This is a genomic window from Acidobacteriota bacterium, assembly GCA_004299485.1.
GTDB lineage: Bacteria > Acidobacteriota > Terriglobia > Terriglobales > SCQP01 > SCQP01.
The window spans coordinates 179,138-202,783 of record SCQP01000018.1 but is presented as its reverse complement, the minus strand read 5'-3'; the positions used below and the strand labels follow the sequence as shown (position 1 = coordinate 202,783).

Below are 23,646 nucleotides of genomic sequence, written 5' to 3'. Positions count from 1 at the left end.
TCGGCTCATCGCATCCTGGAGCTGTAGAAGGTTCCAAGGGTTGGGCTGTTCGCCCATTAAAGCGGTACGTGAGCTGGGTTCAGAACGTCGCGAGACAGTTCGGTCCCTATCTGATGTGGGTGTAGGAGATTTGAGAGGGCCTGTCCTTAGTACGAGAGGACCGGGATGGACGAACCCCTTGTGTTCCAGTTGTCACGCCAGTGGCACCGCTGGGTAGCGAAGTTCGGTCGGGATAAACGCTGAAGGCATATAAGCGTGAAGCCTGCCTCAAGACGAGATCTCCCAATTCCGTAGGAATTCAGAAGGCCACAGGTAGACCACCTGTTTGATAGGCTGGGTGTGTAAGTCCAGTAATGGATTCAGCTTACCAGTACTAATCGGCCGTTCGGTTTTCCACGGATTCATTCGCGGCAGAACGCTGCCGCTTGCACCGGCCCAATCAGCGCGATTGGGCCCGACGTGAAGTCTGGGCGAACCTGCCCCACTTCACGCCGCGGGGTGCTTCAACTTTGGCCCTGTTTGCCCTTACGCTTTGCTTTCGATTTTTGCGCTGCCGCCTCAACATCGGGCGGCGGCGCGAGCCGCTTGCGGTGGTTATAGCGAAGGGGTTCACCCGTTCCCATCCCGAACACGGCAGTTAAGCCCTTCAGCGCCGATTGTACTGCCAGGGTAACCTGGTGGGAGAGTAGGACGCCGCCGCATTAAACTCCAACGCCCGCCCGCGCCCAAGCGCCGGCGGGCGTTTTCGTTTTCCAGACGTCATCCGCAACGCGAAGATAATTTATGTTGCTTTCCAGCTTCGCCCGGCTATACTGCGCTGGAAGGCAGTCCCCCCGATCGGAGGATTCATGTCAAGTGTGCGACGTCTCGGGCTGGTGCATAGCTTCGGGTTGCTGTTCTTAATGGTCACATTGGGAGCATTTTTCCCACTGCTGGCTCAAACCGCCACGTCCAGCGGCAGCGTTGCCGGCCGCGTTACCGACAAGACCGGGGCGCTTCTGCCCGGCGCCACCGTCACGCTCACCAATATCCAGACCGGGTTGGCGCGCTCCGCTCCCAGCAATCAGTCCGGGTTGTACAACTTTGCGCTGGTACGCCCGGGAAGCTACATCATCACGGTCAGCAAGTCCGGTTTTGCCAAAGCCAATTCCGTGCCCACGCCGGTACAGATCGGCCAGACCGTAACCGTAAACTTTTCCATGCTGCCTGGATCTCAGTCACAAACCGTTGAAGTCACTGGTGTGGCGCCCATACTCAACACCTCGCAAACCGGCGTAGCCGGCAACATCAGCCCTTCCCAGGTGCAGAATCTGCCGATCAACGGCAACGATTACGGCAGCCTGGCGGTTCTGGTCCCCGGCGTCAAGCCGGTACGCCCCTATGACCCCACCAAGGAACGCGTCGCCACTTTCTCGGTCGATGGCGGCACCGGCCGCAACGTCAACGTGACCGTGGATGGCATCGAGAACAAAGACAACAGCGTCGGTGGCCCGGTCATGCAGTTGCCGCTCAACGCCATTCAGGAATTCAAGGTTTCCCCGTCGCGCTTCTCCGCCGCCAACGGCCGCAGCGAGGGCGCGGCCATCAACGTGGTCGAGAAAGAAGGCACCAACCAGTTTCACGGCGGCGCACAGTACTACTTCACCAATACCTCGCTCAACGCCACCGACTTCTTCTCCCAGAAGGCCAACGGCGGCAGCGGCTCCACGCCGCAATTTGATCGCCAGCAGTTCGGCGCCGACATCGGCGGTCCGGTCCGCAAGAACAAGGACTTTTTCTTCTTCGCCTTCTTCCGCGATAACGAAAAAACATCGATTCCGGTCACCTCCGATGCGCAGGCCGAACTGACGCTGGCCCAGCCCATTGGCGCCAAGCCGGTCGCGGTCATTCCCACGCCCTACCACGACAACCGCTACTCCGTGCGGCTCGATCACACCATCAACGCCGCCAATCAGTTGAGCTTCAATTTCAACTGGCAGAGCAACTACGGTCTCAACGATCAGGATGGCAATAACAACGACGCGACCGACAATAATTTCACGAAGAACAATCTGATCCTCGGCGGTCTAACCTGGAGCACGGTCATCAGTCCCACGACCGTCAACTCATTGACTGCCGGCTATCAGTACTGGAACAATCTGATCGATACCACGCAGATCACCCCCTATTCGGTCAGCTTCCCCGATGGCGCCAACTTCGGCACCAACGGCAATGTCCCCCAGAACACGACGCAGAAGAAGTGGGAATTCCGCGATGACTTTTCCACCAATCACGGCAATCATTCGCTGAAGTTTGGCGAGGATTTCGTCTGGGAGCCCACACTGAACGGCTTTTTTAAATTCAATGAAGTGCCCGGCCTCGGGTTTTCCGACTCCGCCAGCATTATCGCGGCTGACGGCGTCTCTGCCGCCAACCCTAACTTCACCTACACCAATGGCTTCGCCACCCCCGGCGCGGTGACCTCGATGTCGCTCACCGCCGGCGACCCGTATTTCAGCGCCACCGGAGGCGTCAAGTACTGGGGCTTCTACGCGGAAGATGATTGGCAGGCCTCGCAGCGCCTCACGCTCAACCTGGGCGCGCGCTACGAGCTGGACTACAACACCTTTGGCCAAAACGACGTGGCGAAAGCGCGCGCTACCATCGCCATGAAAACCATCGGCAGTCCCTTCGGGCAGGTGCCCAAGACCGATTACAGTGACATCTCGCCGATTATCGGTTTTACCTACGACCTCACCGGTCACGGCAGCCAACTCCTGCGCGGCGGGTTTGGCATGTACTACGGCGAGATCTTCAACAACCAGACCCTCTTCGCCCTGCAGCAAACCGATCCGACCATGTTCAGCACGGTTTTCAGCGCCAGTTTAACCGGCGGTCCCGGCGGCGCCTGCGGCCAGTGCACCGTCCCCGGCACTTCGATTCCGCTCAACCAATGGCGCCTTGGCGTGGATCCCAACCCCGTCTGGACCGGCGGCGCTCCTACGGCTTTGACCGCGGGCGCGGAAGGCAGAATCCTCGATCCGAGCTACCGCAATCCCGTCTCCGAGCAGTTCAATCTCGGCTACACCTGGGCGATGAATCGCTCCACCGGCTTGATCGTGGATTACGTCCACGAGCTGGGCCTCCATGAAGGCCGGACGCAAAACATCAATCCCCCCATCCAGGCCGCCTACAAGAATAAGGCTGAGGGCATCAACCAGCCGCAAATCCTTACCTACGACGCCGCCTTCACCGCGGCCGGGCTGCCCAAACTCGGCGAAATCGCCGATTACGGGACCTTCGGCCGTTCCCGCTTCGACAGTCTGGATTTCGAGCTCCAGCGGCGCATGACTCACAACTTCAGCCTCGATGCCAGCTATACCCTCTCGCGTTCACTGGCCTGGGGTGGCAATGCCGCTTCCTTCGGTGGCAGTACTGTCTCGCTGAACTACTGGGATCCGCTCAACTTCGGGCCCAGCGGCACTGATCAGCGCCACCGTATCGTTTTTAGCGGCATTTTCAATCTTCCCTGGGGCCTGAATGTCGCGCCCATTTTGCAATGGACCTCAGCGCCGCCCTACACCACCAGCATGGGCAAGAATTTGTTCGGTTACGGCCGCGGCTTTTCCGATCCCCATGCCATCGTTCCCAACGACGATCCCACGAATTACACTGCGTACACGAAAACCGCCACCGTGCTCGGCAGCGATGGCTTCCCGACGCTGCCGTGCCTCCAAAATAATACCTGTCACGAAATTGGGCCGAACACCTTGCGGGCGCAGTCGTTCTTCGATCTTGACGCCCGCATTGGCAAGCGTTTCCACACCAGCGAGCGCACCTCGCTGAACGTTTTCTTTCAGGCCTTCGATCTCACGAATCGCACCAATTTCGGCAGCTACAACGGCACGGTGACCTCGAAGAGCTTCATGCAGCCCCGCGGCTACATCAACGGCAACGGCGTCACCATTCCCAAGTCGTTCCGCGGTGAGTTCGGCGCCGAGTTCACCTTCTAATCTGTATCCAGCGCCCGCCGCCTCCGAGCGGCGGGCGCTGCTTTTTTTTGTACTGACTTTATTCCGGAGGTTCTCTCATGTCAGCACGCTGGCTGCGGCTTGGTTTCACCGCTCTTGTGGGTTTGTCGGTCACGGCGTTCGCCCAGGTCAACCCCTCCCTGTTCGCCGGCATGCATTGGCGCAGCATTGGCCCCTGGCACGGGGGCCGCATCGCTTCCGTGGCGGGCGTGATTCAGCAGCCGAATGTTTATTACGTCGGCCTGCCGCAGGGCGGTATCTGGAAAACCACCAGTGCCGGCGTCACCTGGTTCCCCATCTTCGATCAGGTCCGCTCGGTCGAGGGTATTGGCGCGCTCGCGGTCGCGCCCTCCGATCCCAATATCGTCTACGCCGGTACCGGTGATGCCACCGCCGGCGGCAACGGCGACGGCATCTGGAAGTCCACCGATGCCGGCAGCACCTGGACTCACATCGGCCTCGAAGATACGGTCAAGATCGACCGGATCTTCGTCGACCCGCACGACGCGAATCTCGTCCTCGCCTCGACGGAGGGCAACGAGCGTCACGACGGACGGGGCATTTACCGTTCCACCGACGGTGGCCACACCTGGACGAACGTGCTCAATCCCGCCGGCTACAACGGCGTCCGCGACCTCGAAGCCGCCTACGACGACTCCAGCGTCCTGTATGCCGCGACGCAGGGCGAAGGTGCCGCGCGCTTCGGTCCGCCTGCCCCCGGCGCGAAAATGCAGCCTGCCGAAGTCTTCAAATCTACCGACGAAGGCCAAACCTGGACCCAGCTCGCCAACGTCCCCGCCATCAACAATCGCATCGTGATCGCGGTGGCGCAGAACACCCAGGCCCAGCGCGTCTACATTCTCGGTAGCAGCGTCCACGGCGGTTCCGGTCTGTTCCGCTCCGATGATGGCGGCCAGAGCTGGCGGCACATGGCGCCCACCGACAACCGCATCGCCGGCAGCTCCTACACCTCGGGCGTGTTCGTCGACACCAGGAATCCCGACGTCGTCTACACCAACTCCACCGCCGTCTATCGCTCCCGCGACGGCGGCAATACCTTCACCGTCTTCAAGGGCGCGCCCGGCGGCGAAGATTATCACCGCATGTGGATCGATCCCCTGAATCACAACCGCATGTTGATCGGCGCCGATCAGGGCGCCACCGTTTCCTTTGACGCCGGCAAGACCTGGAGCCTGTGGTATCACGAGCCCTTCGCGCAGTTCTATCACCTCAATACCACCAACTCCTATCCGTACTGGGTCGTCGGCTCCCAGCAGGATACCGGCGCGGTTATGACCCGTGCTGCGAGTGACTTTGGCGAGATCAACGTCACCGACTGGTCGGCGTTCCCCTCTTCCGAGTTCGGCCCGATTACGCCCGATCCGCTCCATCCCGACATCTTCTACGGCGTTGGCTATGGCCCCGGCGGCGGCAGCGGCCTGCTCAAAATCAACATGACCACCGGACAGTGGGAGAACATCAGCCCCAACTACGGCGTCCGCGCCCGCGACTATCGCGCCGCCGGGGATGTCTGGAAAAAATTCGACACCCGCTTCGATCCGCACGCGCTCTACATCGCCTACCAGTGTCTGCTGGTCACGCACAACGGCGGCCGTTCCTGGACCTCCGCCAGCCCCGATCTGACCACGCCCAAGGGCGCTCCAACGGTGGCGTGCGGTCAGCCGCTGCCGGCCTCCGCTCCCGTGCCGACCCGCTTCAATCCCGGCCATGCGATTGTTGACTTCTCGATTTCCACCGCGCAAAAAGGCGTCATCTGGACGGTCAGCAACAACGGCCAGATCTACCACACCACTGACGGTGGCACGCACTGGACGAACGTCACCAACCTTCCCGATGTGCCCGCCCACTTCGAATTCAACACCATTGCGGCGGGCCTAGCCCCCGGCACTGCCTACGTCTCCGGCCGCCTTGGCGGCCGCCGCTACAACGTCTATCTGACCAAAACCGAAGACGGCAACACCCCCTGGATTTGGCGCACCAGCGACGGCGGCCGTACCTGGACCAAAATCGTCGACGGTTTACCCAGCGACCAGCGCAGCGGCAGTTGGGTCAACGTCATTCTGCCCGATCCGCAGCAGCCCGGTCTTCTGTTCGCCGGCACCGAGACTGCCGTCTTCGTCTCCTTTGACAACGGCGATCACTGGCAGTCGCTGCAGCAGAACATGCCCAGCATCTCGGTTCAGGACATGGTCTTCCATACCCACGACCACATGAGCGACCTGGTGGTTGCCACCTACGGCCGTGGCTTCTGGGTCATGGATGACACCACCCCGCTTCGCGCTCTCGCTGCCGATGCCGCCCAGGTCGCCGGCGCCGCGCCCGCCTATCTGTTCCAACCCGGCGACGCCATCCGCCATCGCAAGAATGCCAACTGGGATCAACCCTTCAATCCCGAGGAGCCGCACTCTTCCAATCCTCCTTACGGCGCTCTGATTTACTACTACCTCAGCCAGCCGCCTTCGGGCCCTATCACGCTGGACGTGTACGATTCCCGCGGCAACCTGATTCATTCCGCCTCGAGCACGCTGCCGCCGCCGGTTACCGGCGCGCATTATCCCGACTATTGGCTGTCGACCCCGCAAAGCCGTGCCCTGCCCACCGCGGCCGGCATGCACCGCGTTAGTTGGGATCTGCAGTACAACGACCCGCCTGCCTTCCGTCACGATCTGGAAAACCAGATGAACATGGTCGAGCACTCCGTCACCGCCGGGCCGCACGGAATGCAGGTCATCCCCGGCCGCTACACTCTGAAGCTCACCGTCGATGGACAGGTCTACAGCCGAACGCTGACCGTCATCAACGATCCTCGCGTCGGTCAGGGCCCCGCCGTGATGGCCGAACTGCGCGCGCAGAACCAGATCAACTTAGACGCTTACCACGCCATGGACAGCTCCTACCAGGGCCATATAGAGGTTGCCAAGCTGCAGGCGCAACTCGCCACGCTCCAGCAATCCAATCCGCCCGGCGCGGTCGCCGCGCAAGCCAAGGCACTCGACACCAAACTCACTGCCGTGGGCGGCAAGGTCGAAACCGGCCGTGGCTTCTTCCGCCGCGGTCCGGCGCCCAAACCTGGCGCGTTGGTCTCCTTCGTCGATCTGAACAACGAGTTCAACTCGCTGATCAGTATCGTTCAGGTCGGCCTCGATATGGCGCCCACGCCCGCGCAGATTGCGACCTGGCAAGGCGAATGCAAGCAGTTTAACCAGACCGTGACCACCTGGAACCACCTGCGGACGACCGACGTCGTGGCTCTCAACCGCGTGCTTGGCCAGAACCATCTGCCCCCGCTTCGCGTTTCGGCGTCGCGGCTCGGCGACCCCAGTTGCGCCGCCCCGCCGCAGAAATAAGGGTTAGGTGCGGGTTGCGGGCCGCTTGCGCATCCGCGTCAAAAAGATAATGACGCCAATCGCGGCAATCACCCCGGCGTAGCGCAGTTGCACCGCCGAGTTTGTGCGCGAGAACAATACGTAGATAAAACCGGCAATCGCCACCAGCGCCGGCAGGGGATACCACCGCATCCGGAACGGGCGCCGGAGGTCTGGCCGGCGCGCACGCAGCACCAGCAGGCCAATCGCCTGCAGCAGGAACTGCAGGGCAATGCGGATCACCACCAGCGCGGCGATCACTGCCGCCAGCGAAAAGCAGCAGAACAGCGCCGCAACGCCGCCGATCCAGAGCAGCGAGACGTGCGGGAACTGCCCCTTCGGGTGCAGCTTGGCAAAGCTCTTGAAGTAATTACCGTCCGTCGCGGCGGCGTAAGGCACGCGCGAGTAGCCCAGCATAAGTGCAAAGACCGAAGCGAAGGCGGTCCAGATAATGAGTGCGGTGACCAGGCCACCGGCCCAGCCGCCGTAGATGTGCTCCATGAAGATCGAAATGACGTAGTTCTGGTTGAGCCCGCTGGTCAGCACCTGCCAAGGCATAACGCCGATGACGCCGATGTTCATGACGATGTAAATGATCGCAACCAGCACCACCGACCAGAGAATGGCGCGCGGAATGTTCTTCTCCGGCTGCTCGATTTCGCCGCCCAGGAAGCCGACGTTGTAGTAACCCCAGTAATCGTAGGTGGCGATCAGCATGGCTGAGCCGAGGCCGAGGAAGAAGCTGCCGCTGAAGGCGAAGGCATGGGGCGGGAAGGTGAAGGCCAGCTTGGCGTGGAAGTGCGTGAGTGAGGCGAAAATCACCCACACCACCGTCGCTGCCACGCCCAACCAGAGGTACTGCGAAATCTTGTCGATGTTGTTCACCCGCCGGTAGGCCAGCCACAGCGCCAGCAGGCAGACGCCCACCGCGACCGCGGTCGCCCCGCTCAGCGAAATGCCAATCGCGGCGCTGCCCACGTGCAGGAGCTGGTGATCAAGGGTGGGGAAAAAATAGGTGGAGTAGAGCGCCAGGCCGATGCAGCCGCTGGCAATAGACAGCGGCGCCGAGAAGCTCAACTGCCAGACGAAGAGAAACGACAGCAGCCGTCCCCACTTCGGCCCGTAGCACTCGGCCAGGTAGCGGTAGGATCCGCCCGCCTCCGGAAACGTCGCGCCCAACTCGGCCCAGATCAGCCCGTCGCATAGGGCGAAGACAGCGCCCAGAATCCAGCCCAGCATCGCCTGCGGGCCGCCCATCGCAGCCAGGATCAGCGGCAGGGTAATGAACGGCCCCACCCCGATCATGTTGATCATGTTGAGGGCGATACCGCCCTTGAGGCCGATGCCGCGGACGAGGTGCGGAGCGCTCTGCTGACGGGTGAGGCTTCCCATGCAGGCAGCTTAGACGAATTCCTTAGTTGGCGCTGCCGGTGTGCCGGTACTTCGGCGCGGAGACGTAGCCGGTGACGGTGTTCTTGTCCATCTGGTAGACCACCAGCTCGTTCAGCGCGTGATCGCTGCCCACCAGGAACTGCACCGGCTCATCGAGGTACTTGTCCTTCTTCTCGATGCGGGTGTCGTTCACGTACACGTCCACGTTGTACTTGCCGTGCTTGGGATCGACCTTGCGCAGCCGCAGCCAGAGCGCGCCCACGCGCACCGGCTTTTTGTTGTGCTTGTCGAGTGAGAACTGGTAGTAGGCTCGCTGGCCGGATTTTTCCAGCACCGTGAGCTGATCGCGCGTGGTGGCGATCAGGCCGCTCTGGATGCCCAGGTCGCCGATGGTGGATTTGAGCTTCGCGCGTGTGGCTTCGAGTTCCGCCTTGGTATCGGCGATGGCCTTCTTGTTGGTGGAAACGTCGCCTTGCACGCCGCTGATGCTGCCGTTGATGGCGCCGAGCTGGCGTCCCGTATCCTGCTTCACCGCAGCGATGTTTTGCGCCGTCTGCTGCGCCAGCGACTGCGTCTGTTCGCGCGCCGATGCCAACTGTGCTTGCGTCTGGCTCACCTGCTGGCGGGTGCTGTTCGCCGACGCCGCCAGCCGCTCCAACTCGGACGCGCTGACGTGCAGTCGTGCGCGCAAGCCGTCAAGTTCCGTCGCCTGCGTAGCCGCTTGCTTTTGTACGCTGGCCAATTGCTGCGCCAGCGCCTGGTTCTGGGTGCGCACCCAAAAAAATCCGCCCGCCGCGACGGCGATGATGGCGGCCAGCAGCCACCAGCCCGCAGCCGCGCTCGGGCCGCCTTTCGGCGGCGGCGGAGGCGTAGTGTCCTCTTGAAACATCTGGGGAGCTCTCCTAAAGCTCTGCCCAGCATACCTCAGTTACCAGAGGGGTTGTCGGTAACCGGGGTCTTCTTTGGCTTGGCGCCGGCGTTGAGGTTCTTGTAGTTCATTGCGGCGTTCAGGACCAGCGCGAACTCGCCGCCGGTCTCATTGCGGCGGAAGGGGTTGGTGGCGAAGAGCACGATGTAGCCTTCGCCGTGGCGCGTCTGCACGACCATGGGCTGGTTGGCGATCTCCTTGGCGCCGGTGAGCAGGCCGCTGAGGAGCACGTCGTCGGGGTTCTTGACCAGTCGCACGATCACGCGCGGGGGCGGACCCGCCGGGCCTCCGTCGAAGCGCCGCGCGGGGGTTTGCTTTTCCGCTTCTTTCAAGGTGAGCTTGCCGAGCGACTTCGTCAGCAGGACGGAATCGGACGGTCGGGTCTGGAGGATGTCGGGCGAAGTAACACTGCCGATGCCGCTGGCGCGGCCCTGATTGCCGCCGCCGCCAAAGCCTTCAAAGCCACGGCCGCCGCTGCTGATCGAAATCAACGGGCCGGCGGAATAGTAGATGTCCAGATCAGGGCTATAGCCGTAGGCTATGGGGCTGTCGAGGTCGGTGATCTGCGCGCGCGCCACAATGCCGGGCGCATCGAGGCCGCGCGGCTGCCGCAGCGTGACATCCGGCGTCATGCCCGTATCGGCCGCCACCGCCATATCGGGGCCGATGGCGATCAGCAGTCCACCTTGTGCAACGAACTCGCCCAGCCGCTGCAAACCGGCCAGACCCAGGCCGCCGCGAATGTCGGGCGTGGAATCGAGGCCCGGCGGCGCCAGGTTGGGCATGTCCGCGGTGTTCTGCCAGGGAATCGGTTGCTTACCACTGACGCCGTTTACAATGCCTGCCAGCGAGCGGTCGTTGGGCGGCAGAAGGATGACGTCGTATTTGGAGCGTAAGTCGGGAATCGTACCCAGCTTGTTCAGCGCCACGTAATCGTAGGGCAGCTTCATTTCGTCAAACGAAACGCGGAACCAACCGTCGTTGGTGGTGTTGCTCCAGTTGTGGACGATGGCGATGCGCGGGGCGAGGAGCGGGTGCATGGGCACCTTGGGCACCGCTGCAAGACCCAGCAGCCGCACGCCGGCGGTTTCTGCCGCGGCGTTCAGCGCGGAAGCGCTGCTATTGCGGATAATGACCGTGCCGGCGTTGAACTTTCGGCCGGCCATTTCGAAGCTCTTCTCGGCCACTTCCATGGGCGTGGAGGCCAGCGCGTAGCGGAACATGGCGATGTTCGGGTCGGCGTTGGCGTCGATAGCGAATATGTGGGCAGCACCGCGCGCGCCGCCTGGCGCCTCCACCGTGCCTTTCACCGCCGTCATCGGCACTTGCAGGACTTTAGGGTCGGTGACCTGGACGGTTTCGACGTTGCCGAGCGCGCCCATTGTCCAGCCGGTGTCGTCGTAGTTGCGCGGCGATTTGGGCGAGTAATATTCCTGCCCGAGCAGCGCCGCCGCCTCACGGCTATAGGGCTGGTCAAGCCGGACGACGTAGCTGCCGGCAGGGAAGTGCCATTCTTTCGCTTTGTCGCCGGGAATCTCGCCCTTGGCGGTGAAGGCGCCGGTGGCGCGTGAAATCTCGACTTTCTGCCGCTGCAAAGTCTGCAGCAGGCGCGCCTGCAAGCCTGGGCGCGGATCATTCGCTGGGAACACGTACGCGGCTGGGCCTTCCGTCTTCGCCATGTCGATCGAGTGCAGGCTCATCAGGTAGAAATCGCGCAGGAAGTGCTCGTGGTTGGTGGCGACATTGCTCATGGCATAGAGCACGCCGCTTTCCTGCAGGTTGATGTTGTTGCGCGCCGACCAATAGACCTTAGGCAGGGGCGGACTGGGCCGGTACCATTCGCGGCTGGTCTCGCCCGAGCTGAGCTTCGACAGGCCGCTGTCGGCGCCGTTGATGCTGTAGGTTTCGTAGAAGCGGCCGATGATGTTGTGCATCCAGGCGGCGTCCAGCATGTAGTTGGGCGCCCAGCCGTCAAAGAAGCCGTGCGTCCAGGCGCCGATCACGCCCTGCTCGTTGAGATGGTCGACATCGTAGTAGGCCATCTGCGTCCAGTCGTTGATCTCGATGGGATCGAGCCAGGGATTGTACGGCCCGGTGCCGCTCATGACGTAGATGTAGGGGACCGATTCGTGCAGATCGTGCATGACCGTCGGATGCCACTTCATCGTGGTATCCATCACGATCTGCGAAAGCCGCAGCGACAGCGTCAGGCCATCGCGGTTGTCATCGTGGGAGACGTAATGGCCCCACCAGATCAGGCCCGGCTGCGGTTCTTTGGGATGCGCTTTGTGATGGTTGTACAGCTCGACTTCGCGGTCGCGGCCATCGACCTGGGTGGCCGGCGTGATCATCACGATTTCGTGCTGGCGGATGTTCTGGTAAAACGGCGAGGGGTCGGTGGCCACGCGATAGGCCAGCTCCATGAGCATTTCCGGCGAACCGGTTTCCGGGGAGTGAATGCTGCCCAGCGCCCAATAGAAGGGCTTGCCCTGCGCGATCAGCGCCTCGGCGGCTTCCTTGCTCAGGCCGTGGGGGTCGGCGAGCTTGGCGGTAATGCCGGTGTACTTGCCCAGGTTGGCGATGGTTTCTGCGCTGGAAATGACGACCAGTTGGGTTTCGCGGCCTTCCTCGCTCTTGCCGATGTCGTAGACCTTGACGCGCGGGCTCTGGGAGGCGAGCTGCGCCATGTAGGCCTCAATCTTCTCGATTTTGTCGAGTACGTTGGGCGCGCCCACGATGTGGCCGAGGAACTTGTCCGGCGGCTCGACGCAGGAGCTCACATTCAGATGGTTAGTGAGCGAGGTGTCGAACTCGGTGAGCGTGGTGTCTTTGAGGATCTGAGAGGTGTACTGCGTATCGGGCTGGACGGTGCAGTTCTGTTGTGCTGCGAGCGGCAGAACCGCCAGGACGGTCAGACCAGTCAGACATGACAGAAATGTGCGAAGGCGCATGCGGGAAACCCCCCGCAAGGTTATAGCAGACTCCGCCCGGAGAGGGAAGTCAAAAGCTCAGGTTAACCCGCCAAACGGCCACCCGCATCGCGCTGCAGCTGATCGACATGCGGGTGGATTGGCTGCACAAGCGCGCCCGCGGTCTCAGTTTGATGATGCCGGAACAGCCAATGGGAAGCGGTGCGGACCGCCTTGCGCAGGTCGGAATGCTCCTAGCGCGACGGTAGGCGCTAATCCGCCGCCAGGGTAACGTCGCCGCCGGGCAGCGAGGCCCATTTTTCCAACAGCGTCAGCACCGCGGCGTAATCCATCTCGCCCAGGCCCTCTTCCTCGGCGACGGCATAGACTTCTTCCACGGTCTCTAGCGCCGGCAGTTTGACCCGCAGCTCGCGCGCTTGATCCAACATCAGGTGAATATCCTTGAGCATGAGCCGCAACGGAAAGTTGGCTTTGAAGTCGCGCCGCGCGATGGCCGGCGACTTATAGTCGCTCACGCCCGAGCGCAGCATCGTGGCGCCCATGATCGCCAGCATTTGCTCGGCCGGGATGCCGGATTTTTCCGCCAGCACCAGGCCTTCGCTCATGCCCTGGTAAATCAGGGCGATGTTCAGGTTCATGGCCAGTTTGGTGGCCAGACCCATGCCGTTGTCGCCCATATGAAAAATGCGCTGGCCCATCGCCTCAAATAGAGGCGAGAGCTGCTGGATCGTGGCCTCGGGCCCGCCCGCGATAAAGATCAGTTGTCCGGCCTCGGCGCCACTGCGCGATCCGGTCACCGGACAATCGACCCATACCGCGCCGCGCTCCGCCCACTTCATGGCCAGCTCCCGGCTCACCCGCGGCGATATCGTGCTGGAATCGGCCACCACGAGACCGGGTCTGGCTGCCGGAAACATTTGTTCGGCTACCTCTTCCACCGCGGCCGTGTCGCTCAGGCACATCCAGACCACGTCGGCTTGCTGCGCGCCGTCAAGCGGAGAATTCACCCAGGTGCAACCCGCTACATTCGCCTTCTCGCGTGTCCGGTTCCACACCTGCACCGTGTGGCCTCCACGCGCCAGGTTCGCCGCCATGGGTGCTCCCATGATTCCGGTTCCGAGAAAGGTGATGTTCATGTCGTCTCGTTGTCCTTAATCCAACGGTATCATCCACGGCCGGGGCTTGCCGCCCTAAATTCGCATATGGCTGCTATGCTTACTACGCGGTGCTTTCCTGGGCCAGCCAGCACATCATCACCATCATTGCCTCGCTCGGCTATAGCGGCGTCGTCCTGCTGATGACGCTGGAGTCGGCCTGTATTCCCGTTCCCTCCGAAATCATCCTGACGTTTTCCGGCTTTTTGGTCGCCACCGGCCGATTTGAGCTGCTCTGGGTGGCCGTGGCCGCCGCCGTGGGCAATAACATCGGCTCGATGCTTGCCTACGCCGTGGGCCATTACGGCGGCCGCCCGCTGGCCCATCGTTACGGCCGCTGGCTGCTGATCGCCCCTGCTGACCTGGATGGCGCCGAGGCCTGGTTTCGCCGCCACGGTGATGTAACGGTGCTGGTCTGTCGTGTCCTGCCCATTGTCCGCACTTACATCGCGCTGCCTGCCGGCGTGGTGCGCATGCCGCTGCTGCGTTTCCATTTCTACACTTTCGTGGGTTCACTTGCCTGGGGATTCCTGCTTTCGTATATTGGATTCCGTTTGGGCGAAAACTGGAACCAGATAGCCCCTTATTTTCATAGGTTTGACTTGATCTGGGCACTGCTGCTCGTCATCGCCGTGGGGCTGGCTGCATGGCATCATGTGCGCCGTTTTCGGAGAAAACTCCGCGATGAAGGTGTGAAAATTTCGTAACGTAACAATTGACTATTCAGTCACTGAACGATCCAGGCTGCTAGCGCTCTGGATATCCGCCAAAAGCCATACCTAGGGTGTTTATCGAGTTTGGCATGCTGCGTGCTAAGTAGGTAGGCGAGGTGCCGGATTTCGGTCTTCCGAAATCAGGCCAAAAAATGAGGGAGTCGGCTTTTCCGGGGGGAAGCGAGCCGACTTCCTTTTTTGTTTGCGCGGACACTTGCCGCCAAGCAGCCCGCCGCTGCATCCAATTCAGCAATGGTGCGTCTACGTGCGGTTGGATCGTGGTCGACGACGTTGTTCATTGCTGCGGCCCTGAGCTTTGGCTTAGCGCGGGCGCAGGCTCCTTCGGTTGCATCTAACCTGACCGGTCAGGGAATTGCGCTGCAGCTCGGCGAGTCGCTGCAATCGTTGCAGACCGCAATCGGTGCGCTCGATCCCAGCCAGCTTCATGTGCCCACGGGAGAAAAGCAGGCGCTTACCGACGGCCAAGCGTCGCTCATGCGTAACCTTACCCAAGCCATGCCAGGCTTGTTGCAGGCCTTCCGTGCCGCGCCAGAAAATCTTGGCGCTGCATTCCGGCTTTATCAGGATGCCGACGCCGTGCTTGCGGTCGCGCAGCGCAGCGCCGCGGTGCTGCCGGCAAAGGATGACGACGACGACGGCGGCGTAGCGTTGCGCTCGGCGACCGATGAACTGCGCCAGAGCCTCGATCAGCTCGGTTCCTGGATCGAGGTGCACGGCAGTGCCGATTACGCCGCGCATCACCCGTCGGCCTCGACGCATCTGGCCGTACCCCGCCCGTCCCCGGCGCCACCGCCAGCCACGCTGGTGATTCAGGACGCTAACACGACCGCGAAGCCCGTGAAAAAGCTGCCGGCAAAAAAGAAACAGCCGCCCGTCATTCCACACCGCTGAGCGGGGGCGCTGGCCGCGGATGGCTTAAAATGATGACGGATGGCCGCCGACCGCCCGAAGACGATTTTGATTCTCAAACCGCGTGGCTTTTGCGCCGGCGTGGTGCGCGCCGTCGAAGCGGTGGAAGTGGCCCTGCGTAAGTTTGGCCCGCCGATTTACGTACTGAAAGAAATCGTCCATAACCGTACCGTGATCGCCAGTCTCGAGGCCAGCGGAGCAGTCTTTGTGCCGGATTTGGCTGCGGTGCCGCGCGGGGCACGCACCTTCTTCAGCGCCCATGGCGTCTCGCCGCAGATGTGGCGTGATGCCCGCGAACGCGGTCTCCAGGTCATTGACGCTACCTGCCCGCTGGTCAACAAAGTTCACAGCGAGGCTCAGGAGTACACCGGCCGCGGCTATAGTATCGTCATTATCGGCCACCGGCATCATGACGAGATCATCGGCCTGCTGGGGGAAGTACCGGAAGGTACGCCCGTGGTGGAGACCGTCGAGCAGGTCGATGCGCTGCAGCTTCCGGATCCCACGCGCGTCGCCTTCCTCACTCAGACGACCCTCAGTCTGGACGAGACGCGCGCCATCATTGACCGGCTGCGCCAGCGTTTTCCTTTAGTGGCGGCACCCAAGGCGCAGGACATTTGTTATGCCACCCAGAACCGCCAGACTGCCCTCAAGCGCATCGCGCCACGCGTGGAGTTGGTGCTGGTGGTGGGATCGGAAAATAGTTCCAACTCGCTGCGTCTGGTCGAAGTCGCCGCCAATGCCGGCACCGTCGCGCACCGCATTGATGACGCCGATGCCATTGCGCCTGCCTGGCTGGAAGGCGTCACCACGGTCGGGTTGACCGCCGGCGCCTCCGCGCCCGAGTCGCTGGTGCAGCAGGTAGTCGCCGCGCTGCGCGAGCGTTTTGGATTTACCCATGTAGAAGAGACCGAGGGTATTGATGAGCATGTGCGCTTCATCCTGCCCGAGGCAGTGTTGGCCCGCTAACCCAGGGAGAATGCCATGCCCGTGAAAGAAACTCATCCGGCGCAGGAAGTTGATCTTGCGCTCCACAATCTCGCCACGCAGCTCCGTATCGACTCCATCGAAGCCACGACCGCGGCGGGCAGCGGCCATCCCACCAGTTCCATGTCCGCGGCCGATTTACTGGCGGTGCTGTTTTTCGAAGTCATGCGGCTCGATCCGGTGCATCCCGCTGACCCCGCCAACGACAAGTTCGTGCTGTCCAAGGGCCACGCTGCGCCCGTGCTCTATTCCGTCTGGGCCGAGCTGGGCCTGTACCCGCGCGAGCACCTGCTGACGCTGCGCAAGCTGGATTCCGACCTCGAGGGCCATCCCACGCCGGAGCTGCCGTTTGTCGCCGTGCCCACCGGATCCCTCGGGCAAGGACTGCCGGTGGCGCTCGGTATGGCCTTGCAGGCACGGCTGGCAGGCGCCTCCTACCGCACCTACGCCTTGCTGGGGGATGGCGAAACCTCAGAGGGATCGGTGTGGGAAGCGGCCAAGGTTGCCAGCTTCTACCACGTCGATAACCTCTGCGCCATCGTCGACGTCAACCGCCTCGGCCAGAGTCAGCCCACCATGCTGCAGCACGACATGGACGTGTACCGCCGCCGTTGGGACGCCTTTGGCTGGAATGCGATTGTGCTCGACGGCCATGACCTGCCGCAGATTCGTGCGGCATTTGCGAACGCCGCACAGACCAGCGGCAAGCCCACCGTCCTGCTGGCGCGCACGCTCAAGGGCAAGGGCGTGGCCTTTATTGAGGACAAGAACGGCTGGCACGGCAAAGCTTTGAAGGCAGGCGAGGAGGCCAACGCCGCCCTGTCTGAGTTGCGCGCGGCGATTCGTCCCGTGCCCAACGGCTACAAGCCCTGGCCGCGCAAGCCCGCACCGGCTCCGGCGCCGCTGCCCGTGCCCTCCGGCAAGGCGCCCGAACCCAACTACAAATTGGGCCAGCAGCTTGCCACCCGCGAAGCCTTTGGCCAGGCCCTGGCCGCGCTCGGCCAGCGCGACGAGCGCCTGGTGGCCATTGATGGCGATGTCGAAAACTCGACCTTCACCCAGGACTTCCAGAAGGTGCAGCCCGAGCGGTTCTTTGAAGGCTACATTGCCGAGCAGAACATGACCGGCATGGCGATGGGTTTTGCCACCACCGGCCGCATTCCCTTCGTGTCCACCTTTGCCTGCTTCCTCACGCGCGCGGCCGACTTCATCCGCCTCGCCGGGCTAGCGCAGGCAAACGTGAAATTTGTCGGCACGCACGCCGGCATTTCCATTGGCGAAGATGGCGGCTCGCAGATGGGACTGGAAGATCTCTCTCTCTTCCGCGCCTTGCCGCATTCGGTGGTGCTGTACCCTACTGATGCGGTCAGCACCTGGCGCGCGATCACGCTGATCGCCGAGGTGAAAGGACTTTGCTACGTCCGCACCGGCCGTCCCAAGGCGGCGGTGATCTACGAAAACAGCGAACCCTTTGCCATCGGCAAATGCAAAGTATTACGGCAGAGCGCCCAGGATCGCGTCACCGTCGTCGCCGCCGGCGTGACCCTGACGGAAGCGCTGGCCGCCTACGACCGGCTGCAAAAAGAAGCCATCGCCATTCGCGTCATTGATCTTTTCAGCGTGCGGCCGGTCGATACGGAAGCACTGCTGGCTGCCGCCCGCGACACGAACAACACCCTCATCACTGTCGAAGACCACTATTCGGCCGGCGGCATAGGTGATGCCGTCAGCGAGGCCGTCTCGCCTGCGGGCGTGCGCGTCCACCGGCTGACAGTGAACGGTGTGCCGCGCAGCGGCAAGCCCGAGGAATTATTGCACCGTTACGGCATTGACGCCGATGCCATCATCGCCGCCGTCAAAGGCCTATAATTCGTTGGCTCCTGCGTTCGTGGAACTGGCGCTGCCGGTTCCGCTCGACGGTGCTTTCACCTATTCGGTCCCGGTCGAGCTGGCTGGCGCGCGCACACTGCAGCCTGGTCTGCGGGTGCGCGCGCCCTGGGGCGCGCGCACGATGACCGGCGTCATTGTCGCCGTGCGCGACGCGCCGCCCGCGGATTTTCCTGCGGACCGCATCCGCCCGCTCAGTGCCGTGCTGGAAGAAACCCCAGCGGTCGAGGCGCCGGTGCTGGAGATGGTCCGCTGGACTGCCTCCTACTATCAGGCGCCGCTCGGCGAGGTCATGCGCTGCGCCTTGCCGCCGGGCTCGAATCAGGAACCCAAGCGGCGGCGGCGCGCGGCTATCGCCGCCGCACCCGCGTGGGAAGCGCGCCCGCGCGTTACCAACCTGAACTCCAGTCAGCGCGCCGCGCTGGCCGCGATTGAGGACGGAGCCGACTGCCGGCCGCTGCTGTTGCACGGTGTCACCGGCAGTGGCAAAACCGCGGTCTATATTGCCGCCATTGCAGCCGCGCTGGCACGCGGGGAATCCGCACTATTGCTGGTTCCGGAAATCGGCCTCACGCCCGCACTGTTTGCCGATTTCGAAGCTGCGTTTCCTGGCCTGGTCGCCGTTTTGCATTCGGGGCTGGCGGAGGGCGAACGGACGCGGCACTGGCAGCGGCTGCGGTCCGGGGAAGCGCGCGTCGCCATTGGCACGCGCTCGGCGGTGTTCGCGCCAGTGCAAAAACTTGGACTGATTCTGGTCGACGAGGAGCACGACGCCAGCTTCAAGCAGCAGGAAGCGCCCCGCTATCATGGCCGCGATCTGGCAGTGCTGCGCGCCAAGCTCACGAGGGCACGCATCGTGCTGGGATCGGCAACGCCTTCGCTGGAGAGTTTCGCCCACGCCCGCGCCGGCAAGTACCGCCTGTTCACCATCGCCGAGCGCGTCGAGCAGCGCCCGTTGCCGGCGGTGCGTTTGGTGGATATGGGCGCCGAGTTCCGCAGGAGCGCGGAGGAGGCGCAGCCGGGACGGCGCCGCGGCGAGCACGAAGAATTGCTTTCGGCCGAATTGCGCGCGGCCATCGAGGATCGCCTGCAGCGCGGCCAGCAGTCGCTGCTGCTTATCAATCGCCGCGGTTTTGCCCCAGTGGTCCTCTGCCGCGCCTGTGGCGCGAGCGTCATGTGCCGCGACTGCTCGCTGGCATTGACGTATCACAAACGTGCGGCGCGCCTGCTCTGCCACCTCTGTGGCTATAGTGTCGAACCGCCCAAAACTTGCCCGGCGTGCGGCAGCGAGCACTTGTATTTCGTCGGCTCCGGCAGCGAAAAAGTCGAAGAGACGCTGGTGGCGCTTTGGCCCATGGCCCGCATTGCCCGGCTCGACCGCGACACCGCCCGCAGCCGCCGCCACTTCGAGCAGACACTGGCGAAATTCCGCGCGGGCGCGCTCGACATTCTCGTGGGCACGCAGATGATCGCCAAGGGCCACGATTTGCCCGGTGTCACGCTGGTGGGCGTGCTTCACGCCGACCTGGGGCTGGCGTTTCCCGATTTCCGCGCCGCGGAGCGCACGTTCCAGTTGCTGACGCAGGTTGCCGGCCGCGCCGGCCGCGGCGCCGAACCCGGCGAAGTCCTGCTGCAGGTCATTCACGCCGGCCATTACGCCGTGGAAGCCGCCGTAACGGGCGATTTCGCCGCCTTTTACGAGAAGGAAGCCAACTTCCGCCGCTGGCTCCATTACCCGCCCTTCGCTGCCCTCGCCGTCGCACAACTCCGCCACCGGGACTACGACCGCGTGCTGGCCTACGCTACGCAAGCCGGGCAATTTCTGCGCGAGCACGCCGCCGCTTATCCCGCGATCCGCATTCTCGGGCCCTCACCGGCGCTGCTGGCCCGCGCCAAAAACGCCTATCGCTTTCAGTTTCTCTTCAAAGCCGAATCCCGCCGCTCGCTCCACGCCTTGCTGGCTGAGCTCCGCGCCTTTGCCCGCGCCCGAAACTTTCCCGCCACCGCCCTCACCCTCGACGTCGATCCCCTGAACCTCTAGGTAAACAGCGGCATCGGCACAAACGTCACCACGAACACCAGCAGGCAGAGAATCGCCAGCGCCGCGCGTCCGCGGCCGAGCGGCGCGACTTCCGGCACGAACGGATGCCGCACACGCATCACCGCGATGAAGACCGCAAAAAAGTACCAGCCCGGCCAGTAGAACCAGCCCGCGGCAAACAGCGCCAGCATCGCGATCCAGGAGATCCCACGATGCAGTCGCGGCAGCAAGGCATACAAGATATGCCCGCCATCGAGCTGCGCGCCGGGGATCAGATTCAACATGGTGACGAACAAGCCCAGCCACGCGGCGCGCGCGATGGGCGACAGCGCAATCAGGCTCAACGGCACGCCGGGATGCAGCCAGGCGGCGAACCACGCGACCAGCGGCGGCCAGCCGAAATGCAGGAACTGATGCTGGAACAACGGCGCCTGCGCCGCGGTCAGCACCTGGGAGTGCGCCATGCCGTACCAGAGCAGCGGCAACGTAAGCGCCAGCCCTGCCAGTGGTCCGGCAATGCCGATGTCAAAGACTTCGCGCCGGTCATGAAAGGGCGCTTTGATCTTGATAAACGCGCCCAACGTCCCAATCAGCGTGGGCGCCGGCATGAACAGGGGCAGCGTCGAATCGAGCCGGTAGTAGCGGCAGGCAAGGAAGTGTCCCAACTCGTGCGCCAGCAGAATCGCCATCAGCGCCAGGCTGAAGGCGAAGCCGGTCCAGAACTCCGCCGGATGGCGCCACACCCAGCCGAAGGGCCACAGATCGTTGTTGGTGTAATAAGCAGGCAGTCCACGCGCGAAATCGAACTGCAGCCGCGCACCGATTACGGTGGTGGTGATCAGAGTAACGACAAACAGCGGCGCGGCCCACGTCCAGCTTGGCCACGGCGGGCGCCAGCGCTCGGTGCGCGGCACCTGCCACCAAGGCATCGCCCAAAATGGTGGCTCGCCACTTATTGCCCTGGTCGCTCCCGATGGTCGCTTGGAGTGCGGGCTTCGATTCCCGGCAGGGTCCGCCTGCTGGCGCTCAGGGCTCCTCCAAGCTGCCGCCACCGGCGCGGGAACCGCCTCTTCTCCGTCGCTGTCTTCGTCCGGAACGCGCATGCTGCCGCGCGTCAGTCGATGGCGCTCATTTCCTTGCCCGGGCGGAAGCGAATTGACTTGCCCGGCATAATCGCCACTTCGGCGCCGGTGCGCGGGTTACGTCCCACGCCGGTCTTGCGAGGACGGATACTGAACACGCCGAAGCCGCGCAGCTCGATGCGCTCGCCTTGCTCGAGCGCCATCTTCATGCGTCCGAACACGGCTTCGACGGCCTTTTCCGCGTCCGCCTTGCTCAGGCCGGTGCGCGCAACCACGGCTTGAATGAGGTCCAGTTTGATCATCTAAGCTGAGTTTAATCAATAGGATAGGAAGGCGTCAATTGGGCGGTGGCGGCGGCGCGGCTTCCCGCGGCTGCACCCAGCCAGCCGGGACGGCCGGGACTGGCGGTTTGGCTGCCGGCCGGGGCGGCAGGACGATCCGGCGCTTTGCCAGTCGCAGGGCTGCAGTCGTGCGCTGTTTCTTCCGGCTGCGGCGCACAATCTGCCAGGGAATGGTGGCCAGGCCAATCACGACGCCCACCAGGAACAGCGCCACCGCGATGTGGGACTGGTAACGCAGCAGATCGTTGTGCAGCAGCTCAAACAACTGTTCGATGGCCACGCCGAAATAGGCGAGCACGGCCACCCAGATGGCGCCGCCGACCGCATTGGCTACCGAGAAGCGCCGGCGCTTGATGTGGAGCATGCCGGCGGCAAACGGGATCATCAGCCGGAAACCCCACATGAAGCGGGAGAACAGCAGCGACAAAAACCCGGAGCGCGAGTTGTGCAGCCAGCGCGACACCCGCTGCCGGTGCCGGCTGTTGGCGAGCAAGCCCCGCATCCGCCCCAGGGCGCCAATTTCGTAGATGAGCTCGTTGCCGCCAATGGTCACGCCCATGGCAATGCCCACCACCCAGCGCATGCTGAAGTACTCGGCGCCGGCACTGGCCAGGATCATGGCGGCCACCAGCGTGGCATCGCCTTCCAGGATCAGGCCGAGAACCAGAAACGCGTAACCGAAGTGGAGAAGCAGGTATTGCAAGCTGTGTCCCGGACGAAAAAGCCCGTTTCGAGAGGATTGTAGCGCACTACCAAATTCGGAAAAGTGCTTCTTTTATTTTACAGAAATGTGGAAGCCGCTTCATCCCCTTGCGCCGGGTTCGCGGGTACAATTGTCCCAACATCGTATCCGGCGAAGGGTACGATCTGAGGTGATCTATGTCACGTAGCGTCAACAAAGTGATCCTGCTCGGGCGTCTGGGAAAAGACCCCGAGTTGAAGTACACGCCCTCCGGCCAGGCGGTGACCAAATTCAGCCTGGCGACCAGCGAGCGCTGGAAAGACAAAGGCAGCGGTGAATTCCAGGAGCGGACCGAGTGGCACAACATTGTGCTCTGGTCAAAACTGGCGGAAACCGCCAACCAATACCTGACCAAAGGTTCCAGCGTCTATCTTGAAGGGCGGCTGCAAACCCGCTCTTGGGAAGACAAGGAGAACAAGCGCCACTACATGACCGAAGTGGTGGTCAGTGAAATGGTGATGGTCGGCAGTCGCGGCGAGGGCGCGGGCCGTGCCGCCCATGCGGCAGCCGAAGCCGGTCCTGCCAGTGACGCGCCTGCGGCGGCGGAGCGCTACGGCGGACCTCCGACCGAAATCACTGACGACGACATTCCGTTTTAAAAGGATCGTTGCTATCCGTTTCGAAAACCTCAAGCCGCCCACGCTCAACCACCCTCTCGCCGAAATCGAGGTGGAGGGCGTGCATCTGGACTTGCACCGTCACCTGCGGCTGGTGGGCTTGACCTTCGGCATCGAGCCCACCAGCGCCACGCTGGGCTGGGCGGCGATCGAGCCACTGCATGTGGTGCGCGGAGCGCGGGCACTGCCGGTGAGCGGGCTGGCGCTGCACTTCAGTGAACTTACGCGCTTCGAAGTCGCCTTCGAGCGGGACCCTCCGGGACAATTGGATTATTTCGAGTTTCTGAACGATCCCGCCCCGACCATCCGGCTTTTTTTCGAGGGCGGCACCATCCGCCTCGCCAGCGCGCTGTGCCGCGCCGAGTTGATCACCGGCGACGACGAAGACACCGAGCCCGCCCCCCACGGCGGCAGTACCGGCCTGCTTCAGTGAATCGCTGCAGAGTGGCTCGCCACTTTTTGCTAAGCGGCCTGGTGATCCCCCCTGGAAGTCACATCCGTCTCGG

General features: G+C 63.0%; 16 protein-coding genes and 2 rRNA genes. 11 read left to right on the top strand and 7 right to left on the bottom strand.

Annotated features, from left to right (window positions below):
• The 4 genes from EPN33_14365 to EPN33_14350 all read left to right on the top strand — a co-directional run.
• Positions 1 to 396, top strand: a 23S ribosomal RNA gene (locus EPN33_14365); the annotation flags it as partial.
• A 190-nt stretch (positions 397 to 586) separates the two neighbouring features.
• Positions 587 to 702, top strand: a 5S ribosomal RNA gene (rrf, locus tag EPN33_14360).
• 146 nt (positions 703 to 848) lie between these two features.
• On the top strand, positions 849 to 3,992 hold the full coding sequence (locus EPN33_14355; GenBank protein TAN20961.1) for a TonB-dependent receptor: 3,144 nt from the start codon (positions 849 to 851) through the stop codon (positions 3,990 to 3,992).
• A gap of 77 nt (positions 3,993 to 4,069) precedes the next feature.
• The gene (locus tag EPN33_14350) at positions 4,070 to 7,378 is read left to right on the top strand and encodes a hypothetical protein (protein TAN20960.1); all 3,309 of its coding nucleotides are present in this window, start codon (positions 4,070 to 4,072) and stop codon (positions 7,376 to 7,378) included.
• Between the two features lie 3 nt (positions 7,379 to 7,381).
• Here the strand turns inward: EPN33_14350 and EPN33_14345 are convergent, their stop codons facing one another.
• The 4 genes from EPN33_14345 to EPN33_14330 form a co-directional block, all read right to left on the bottom strand.
• Positions 7,382 to 8,788 (bottom strand): APC family permease, encoded by a 1,407-nt coding sequence (locus tag EPN33_14345; GenBank protein ID TAN20959.1) that lies wholly within the window; start codon positions 8,786 to 8,788, stop codon positions 7,382 to 7,384.
• A 22-nt stretch (positions 8,789 to 8,810) separates the two neighbouring features.
• Positions 8,811 to 9,677 carry a hypothetical protein gene (locus EPN33_14340; protein ID TAN20958.1) on the bottom strand — a complete coding sequence of 289 codons (867 nt, stop codon included), beginning with the start codon at positions 9,675 to 9,677 and terminating at the stop codon, positions 8,811 to 8,813.
• A gap of 35 nt (positions 9,678 to 9,712) precedes the next feature.
• Positions 9,713 to 12,667, bottom strand: coding sequence for a hypothetical protein (locus EPN33_14335; GenBank protein TAN20957.1), 2,955 nt, complete (start codon positions 12,665 to 12,667; stop codon positions 9,713 to 9,715).
• A 230-nt stretch (positions 12,668 to 12,897) separates the two neighbouring features.
• Positions 12,898 to 13,782 carry an NAD(P)-dependent oxidoreductase gene (locus tag EPN33_14330; protein TAN20956.1) on the bottom strand — a complete coding sequence of 295 codons (885 nt, stop codon included), beginning with the start codon at positions 13,780 to 13,782 and terminating at the stop codon, positions 12,898 to 12,900.
• Positions 13,783 to 13,943: 161 nt separating this feature from the next.
• Here EPN33_14330 and EPN33_14325 point away from each other — a divergent pair, with 161 nt between their 5' ends.
• The 5 genes from EPN33_14325 to priA all read left to right on the top strand — a co-directional run bounded on the left by EPN33_14325 (position 13,944) and on the right by priA (position 20,358).
• Positions 13,944 to 14,507 carry a DedA family protein gene (locus EPN33_14325; GenBank protein ID TAN20968.1) on the top strand — a complete coding sequence of 188 codons (564 nt, stop codon included), beginning with the start codon at positions 13,944 to 13,946 and terminating at the stop codon, positions 14,505 to 14,507.
• A gap of 258 nt (positions 14,508 to 14,765) precedes the next feature.
• Positions 14,766 to 15,425 carry a hypothetical protein gene (locus tag EPN33_14320; GenBank protein ID TAN20955.1) on the top strand — a complete coding sequence of 220 codons (660 nt, stop codon included), beginning with the start codon at positions 14,766 to 14,768 and terminating at the stop codon, positions 15,423 to 15,425.
• A 39-nt stretch (positions 15,426 to 15,464) separates the two neighbouring features.
• Entirely contained in the window at positions 15,465 to 16,412 is a 948-nt protein-coding gene (gene ispH, locus EPN33_14315; GenBank protein TAN20954.1) for a 4-hydroxy-3-methylbut-2-enyl diphosphate reductase, read from the top strand.
• 15 nt (positions 16,413 to 16,427) lie between these two features.
• Positions 16,428 to 18,299 carry a transketolase gene (locus EPN33_14310; GenBank protein ID TAN20953.1) on the top strand — a complete coding sequence of 624 codons (1,872 nt, stop codon included), beginning with the start codon at positions 16,428 to 16,430 and terminating at the stop codon, positions 18,297 to 18,299.
• Positions 18,268 to 20,358: a primosomal protein N' gene (priA, locus tag EPN33_14305; protein ID TAN20952.1), complete on the top strand. Its 2,091-nt coding sequence runs from the start codon at positions 18,268 to 18,270 to the stop codon at positions 20,356 to 20,358. Before EPN33_14310 ends, priA begins: the two co-directional genes overlap by 32 nt.
• Here priA and EPN33_14300 read toward each other — a convergent pair.
• The 3 genes from EPN33_14300 to EPN33_14290 all read right to left on the bottom strand — a co-directional run bounded on the left by EPN33_14300 (position 20,355) and on the right by EPN33_14290 (position 22,484).
• Positions 20,355 to 21,287 (bottom strand): site-2 protease family protein, encoded by a 933-nt coding sequence (locus EPN33_14300; protein TAN20951.1) that lies wholly within the window; start codon positions 21,285 to 21,287, stop codon positions 20,355 to 20,357. The two genes, priA and EPN33_14300, sit on opposite strands and share 4 nt — an antisense overlap.
• A gap of 185 nt (positions 21,288 to 21,472) precedes the next feature.
• The gene (locus tag EPN33_14295) at positions 21,473 to 21,742 is read right to left on the bottom strand and encodes an integration host factor subunit beta (GenBank protein ID TAN20950.1); all 270 of its coding nucleotides are present in this window, start codon (positions 21,740 to 21,742) and stop codon (positions 21,473 to 21,475) included.
• Between the two features lie 34 nt (positions 21,743 to 21,776).
• Positions 21,777 to 22,484 carry a DedA family protein gene (locus tag EPN33_14290; GenBank protein TAN20949.1) on the bottom strand — a complete coding sequence of 236 codons (708 nt, stop codon included), beginning with the start codon at positions 22,482 to 22,484 and terminating at the stop codon, positions 21,777 to 21,779.
• A 176-nt stretch (positions 22,485 to 22,660) separates the two neighbouring features.
• On the opposite strand from EPN33_14290, the gene EPN33_14285 reads away from it, so the two are divergent.
• Positions 22,661 to 23,122: a single-stranded DNA-binding protein gene (locus tag EPN33_14285; protein ID TAN20948.1), complete on the top strand. Its 462-nt coding sequence runs from the start codon at positions 22,661 to 22,663 to the stop codon at positions 23,120 to 23,122.
• 79 nt (positions 23,123 to 23,201) lie between these two features.
• A complete protein-coding gene (locus EPN33_14280; GenBank protein ID TAN20947.1) occupies positions 23,202 to 23,573 on the top strand; it encodes a hypothetical protein in 372 nt (123 codons plus the stop codon).
• Positions 23,574 to 23,646: the final 73 nt, after the last annotated feature.

Bases quoted from the DNA above. Each gene is read 5' to 3' on its own strand.
- EPN33_14355 (TAN20961.1), top strand. From the start codon at position 849: ATGTCAAGTGTGCGACGTCTCGGGCTGGTGCATAGCTTCGGGTTGCTG.
- EPN33_14350 (TAN20960.1), top strand. From the start codon at position 4,070: ATGTCAGCACGCTGGCTGCGGCTTGGTTTCACCGCTCTTGTGGGTTTG.
- EPN33_14345 (TAN20959.1), bottom strand. From the start codon at position 8,788: ATGGGAAGCCTCACCCGTCAGCAGAGCGCTCCGCACCTCGTCCGCGGC.
- EPN33_14340 (TAN20958.1), bottom strand. From the start codon at position 9,677: ATGTTTCAAGAGGACACTACGCCTCCGCCGCCGCCGAAAGGCGGCCCG.
- EPN33_14335 (TAN20957.1), bottom strand. From the start codon at position 12,667: ATGCGCCTTCGCACATTTCTGTCATGTCTGACTGGTCTGACCGTCCTG.
- EPN33_14330 (TAN20956.1), bottom strand. From the start codon at position 13,782: ATGAACATCACCTTTCTCGGAACCGGAATCATGGGAGCACCCATGGCG.
- EPN33_14325 (TAN20968.1), top strand. From the start codon at position 13,944: ATGACGCTGGAGTCGGCCTGTATTCCCGTTCCCTCCGAAATCATCCTG.
- EPN33_14320 (TAN20955.1), top strand. From the start codon at position 14,766: ATGGTGCGTCTACGTGCGGTTGGATCGTGGTCGACGACGTTGTTCATT.
- ispH (TAN20954.1), top strand. From the start codon at position 15,465: ATGGCCGCCGACCGCCCGAAGACGATTTTGATTCTCAAACCGCGTGGC.
- EPN33_14310 (TAN20953.1), top strand. From the start codon at position 16,428: ATGCCCGTGAAAGAAACTCATCCGGCGCAGGAAGTTGATCTTGCGCTC.
- priA (TAN20952.1), top strand. From the start codon at position 18,268: ATGCCATCATCGCCGCCGTCAAAGGCCTATAATTCGTTGGCTCCTGCG.
- EPN33_14300 (TAN20951.1), bottom strand. From the start codon at position 21,287: ATGCCTTGGTGGCAGGTGCCGCGCACCGAGCGCTGGCGCCCGCCGTGG.
- EPN33_14295 (TAN20950.1), bottom strand. From the start codon at position 21,742: ATGATCAAACTGGACCTCATTCAAGCCGTGGTTGCGCGCACCGGCCTG.
- EPN33_14285 (TAN20948.1), top strand. From the start codon at position 22,661: ATGTCACGTAGCGTCAACAAAGTGATCCTGCTCGGGCGTCTGGGAAAA.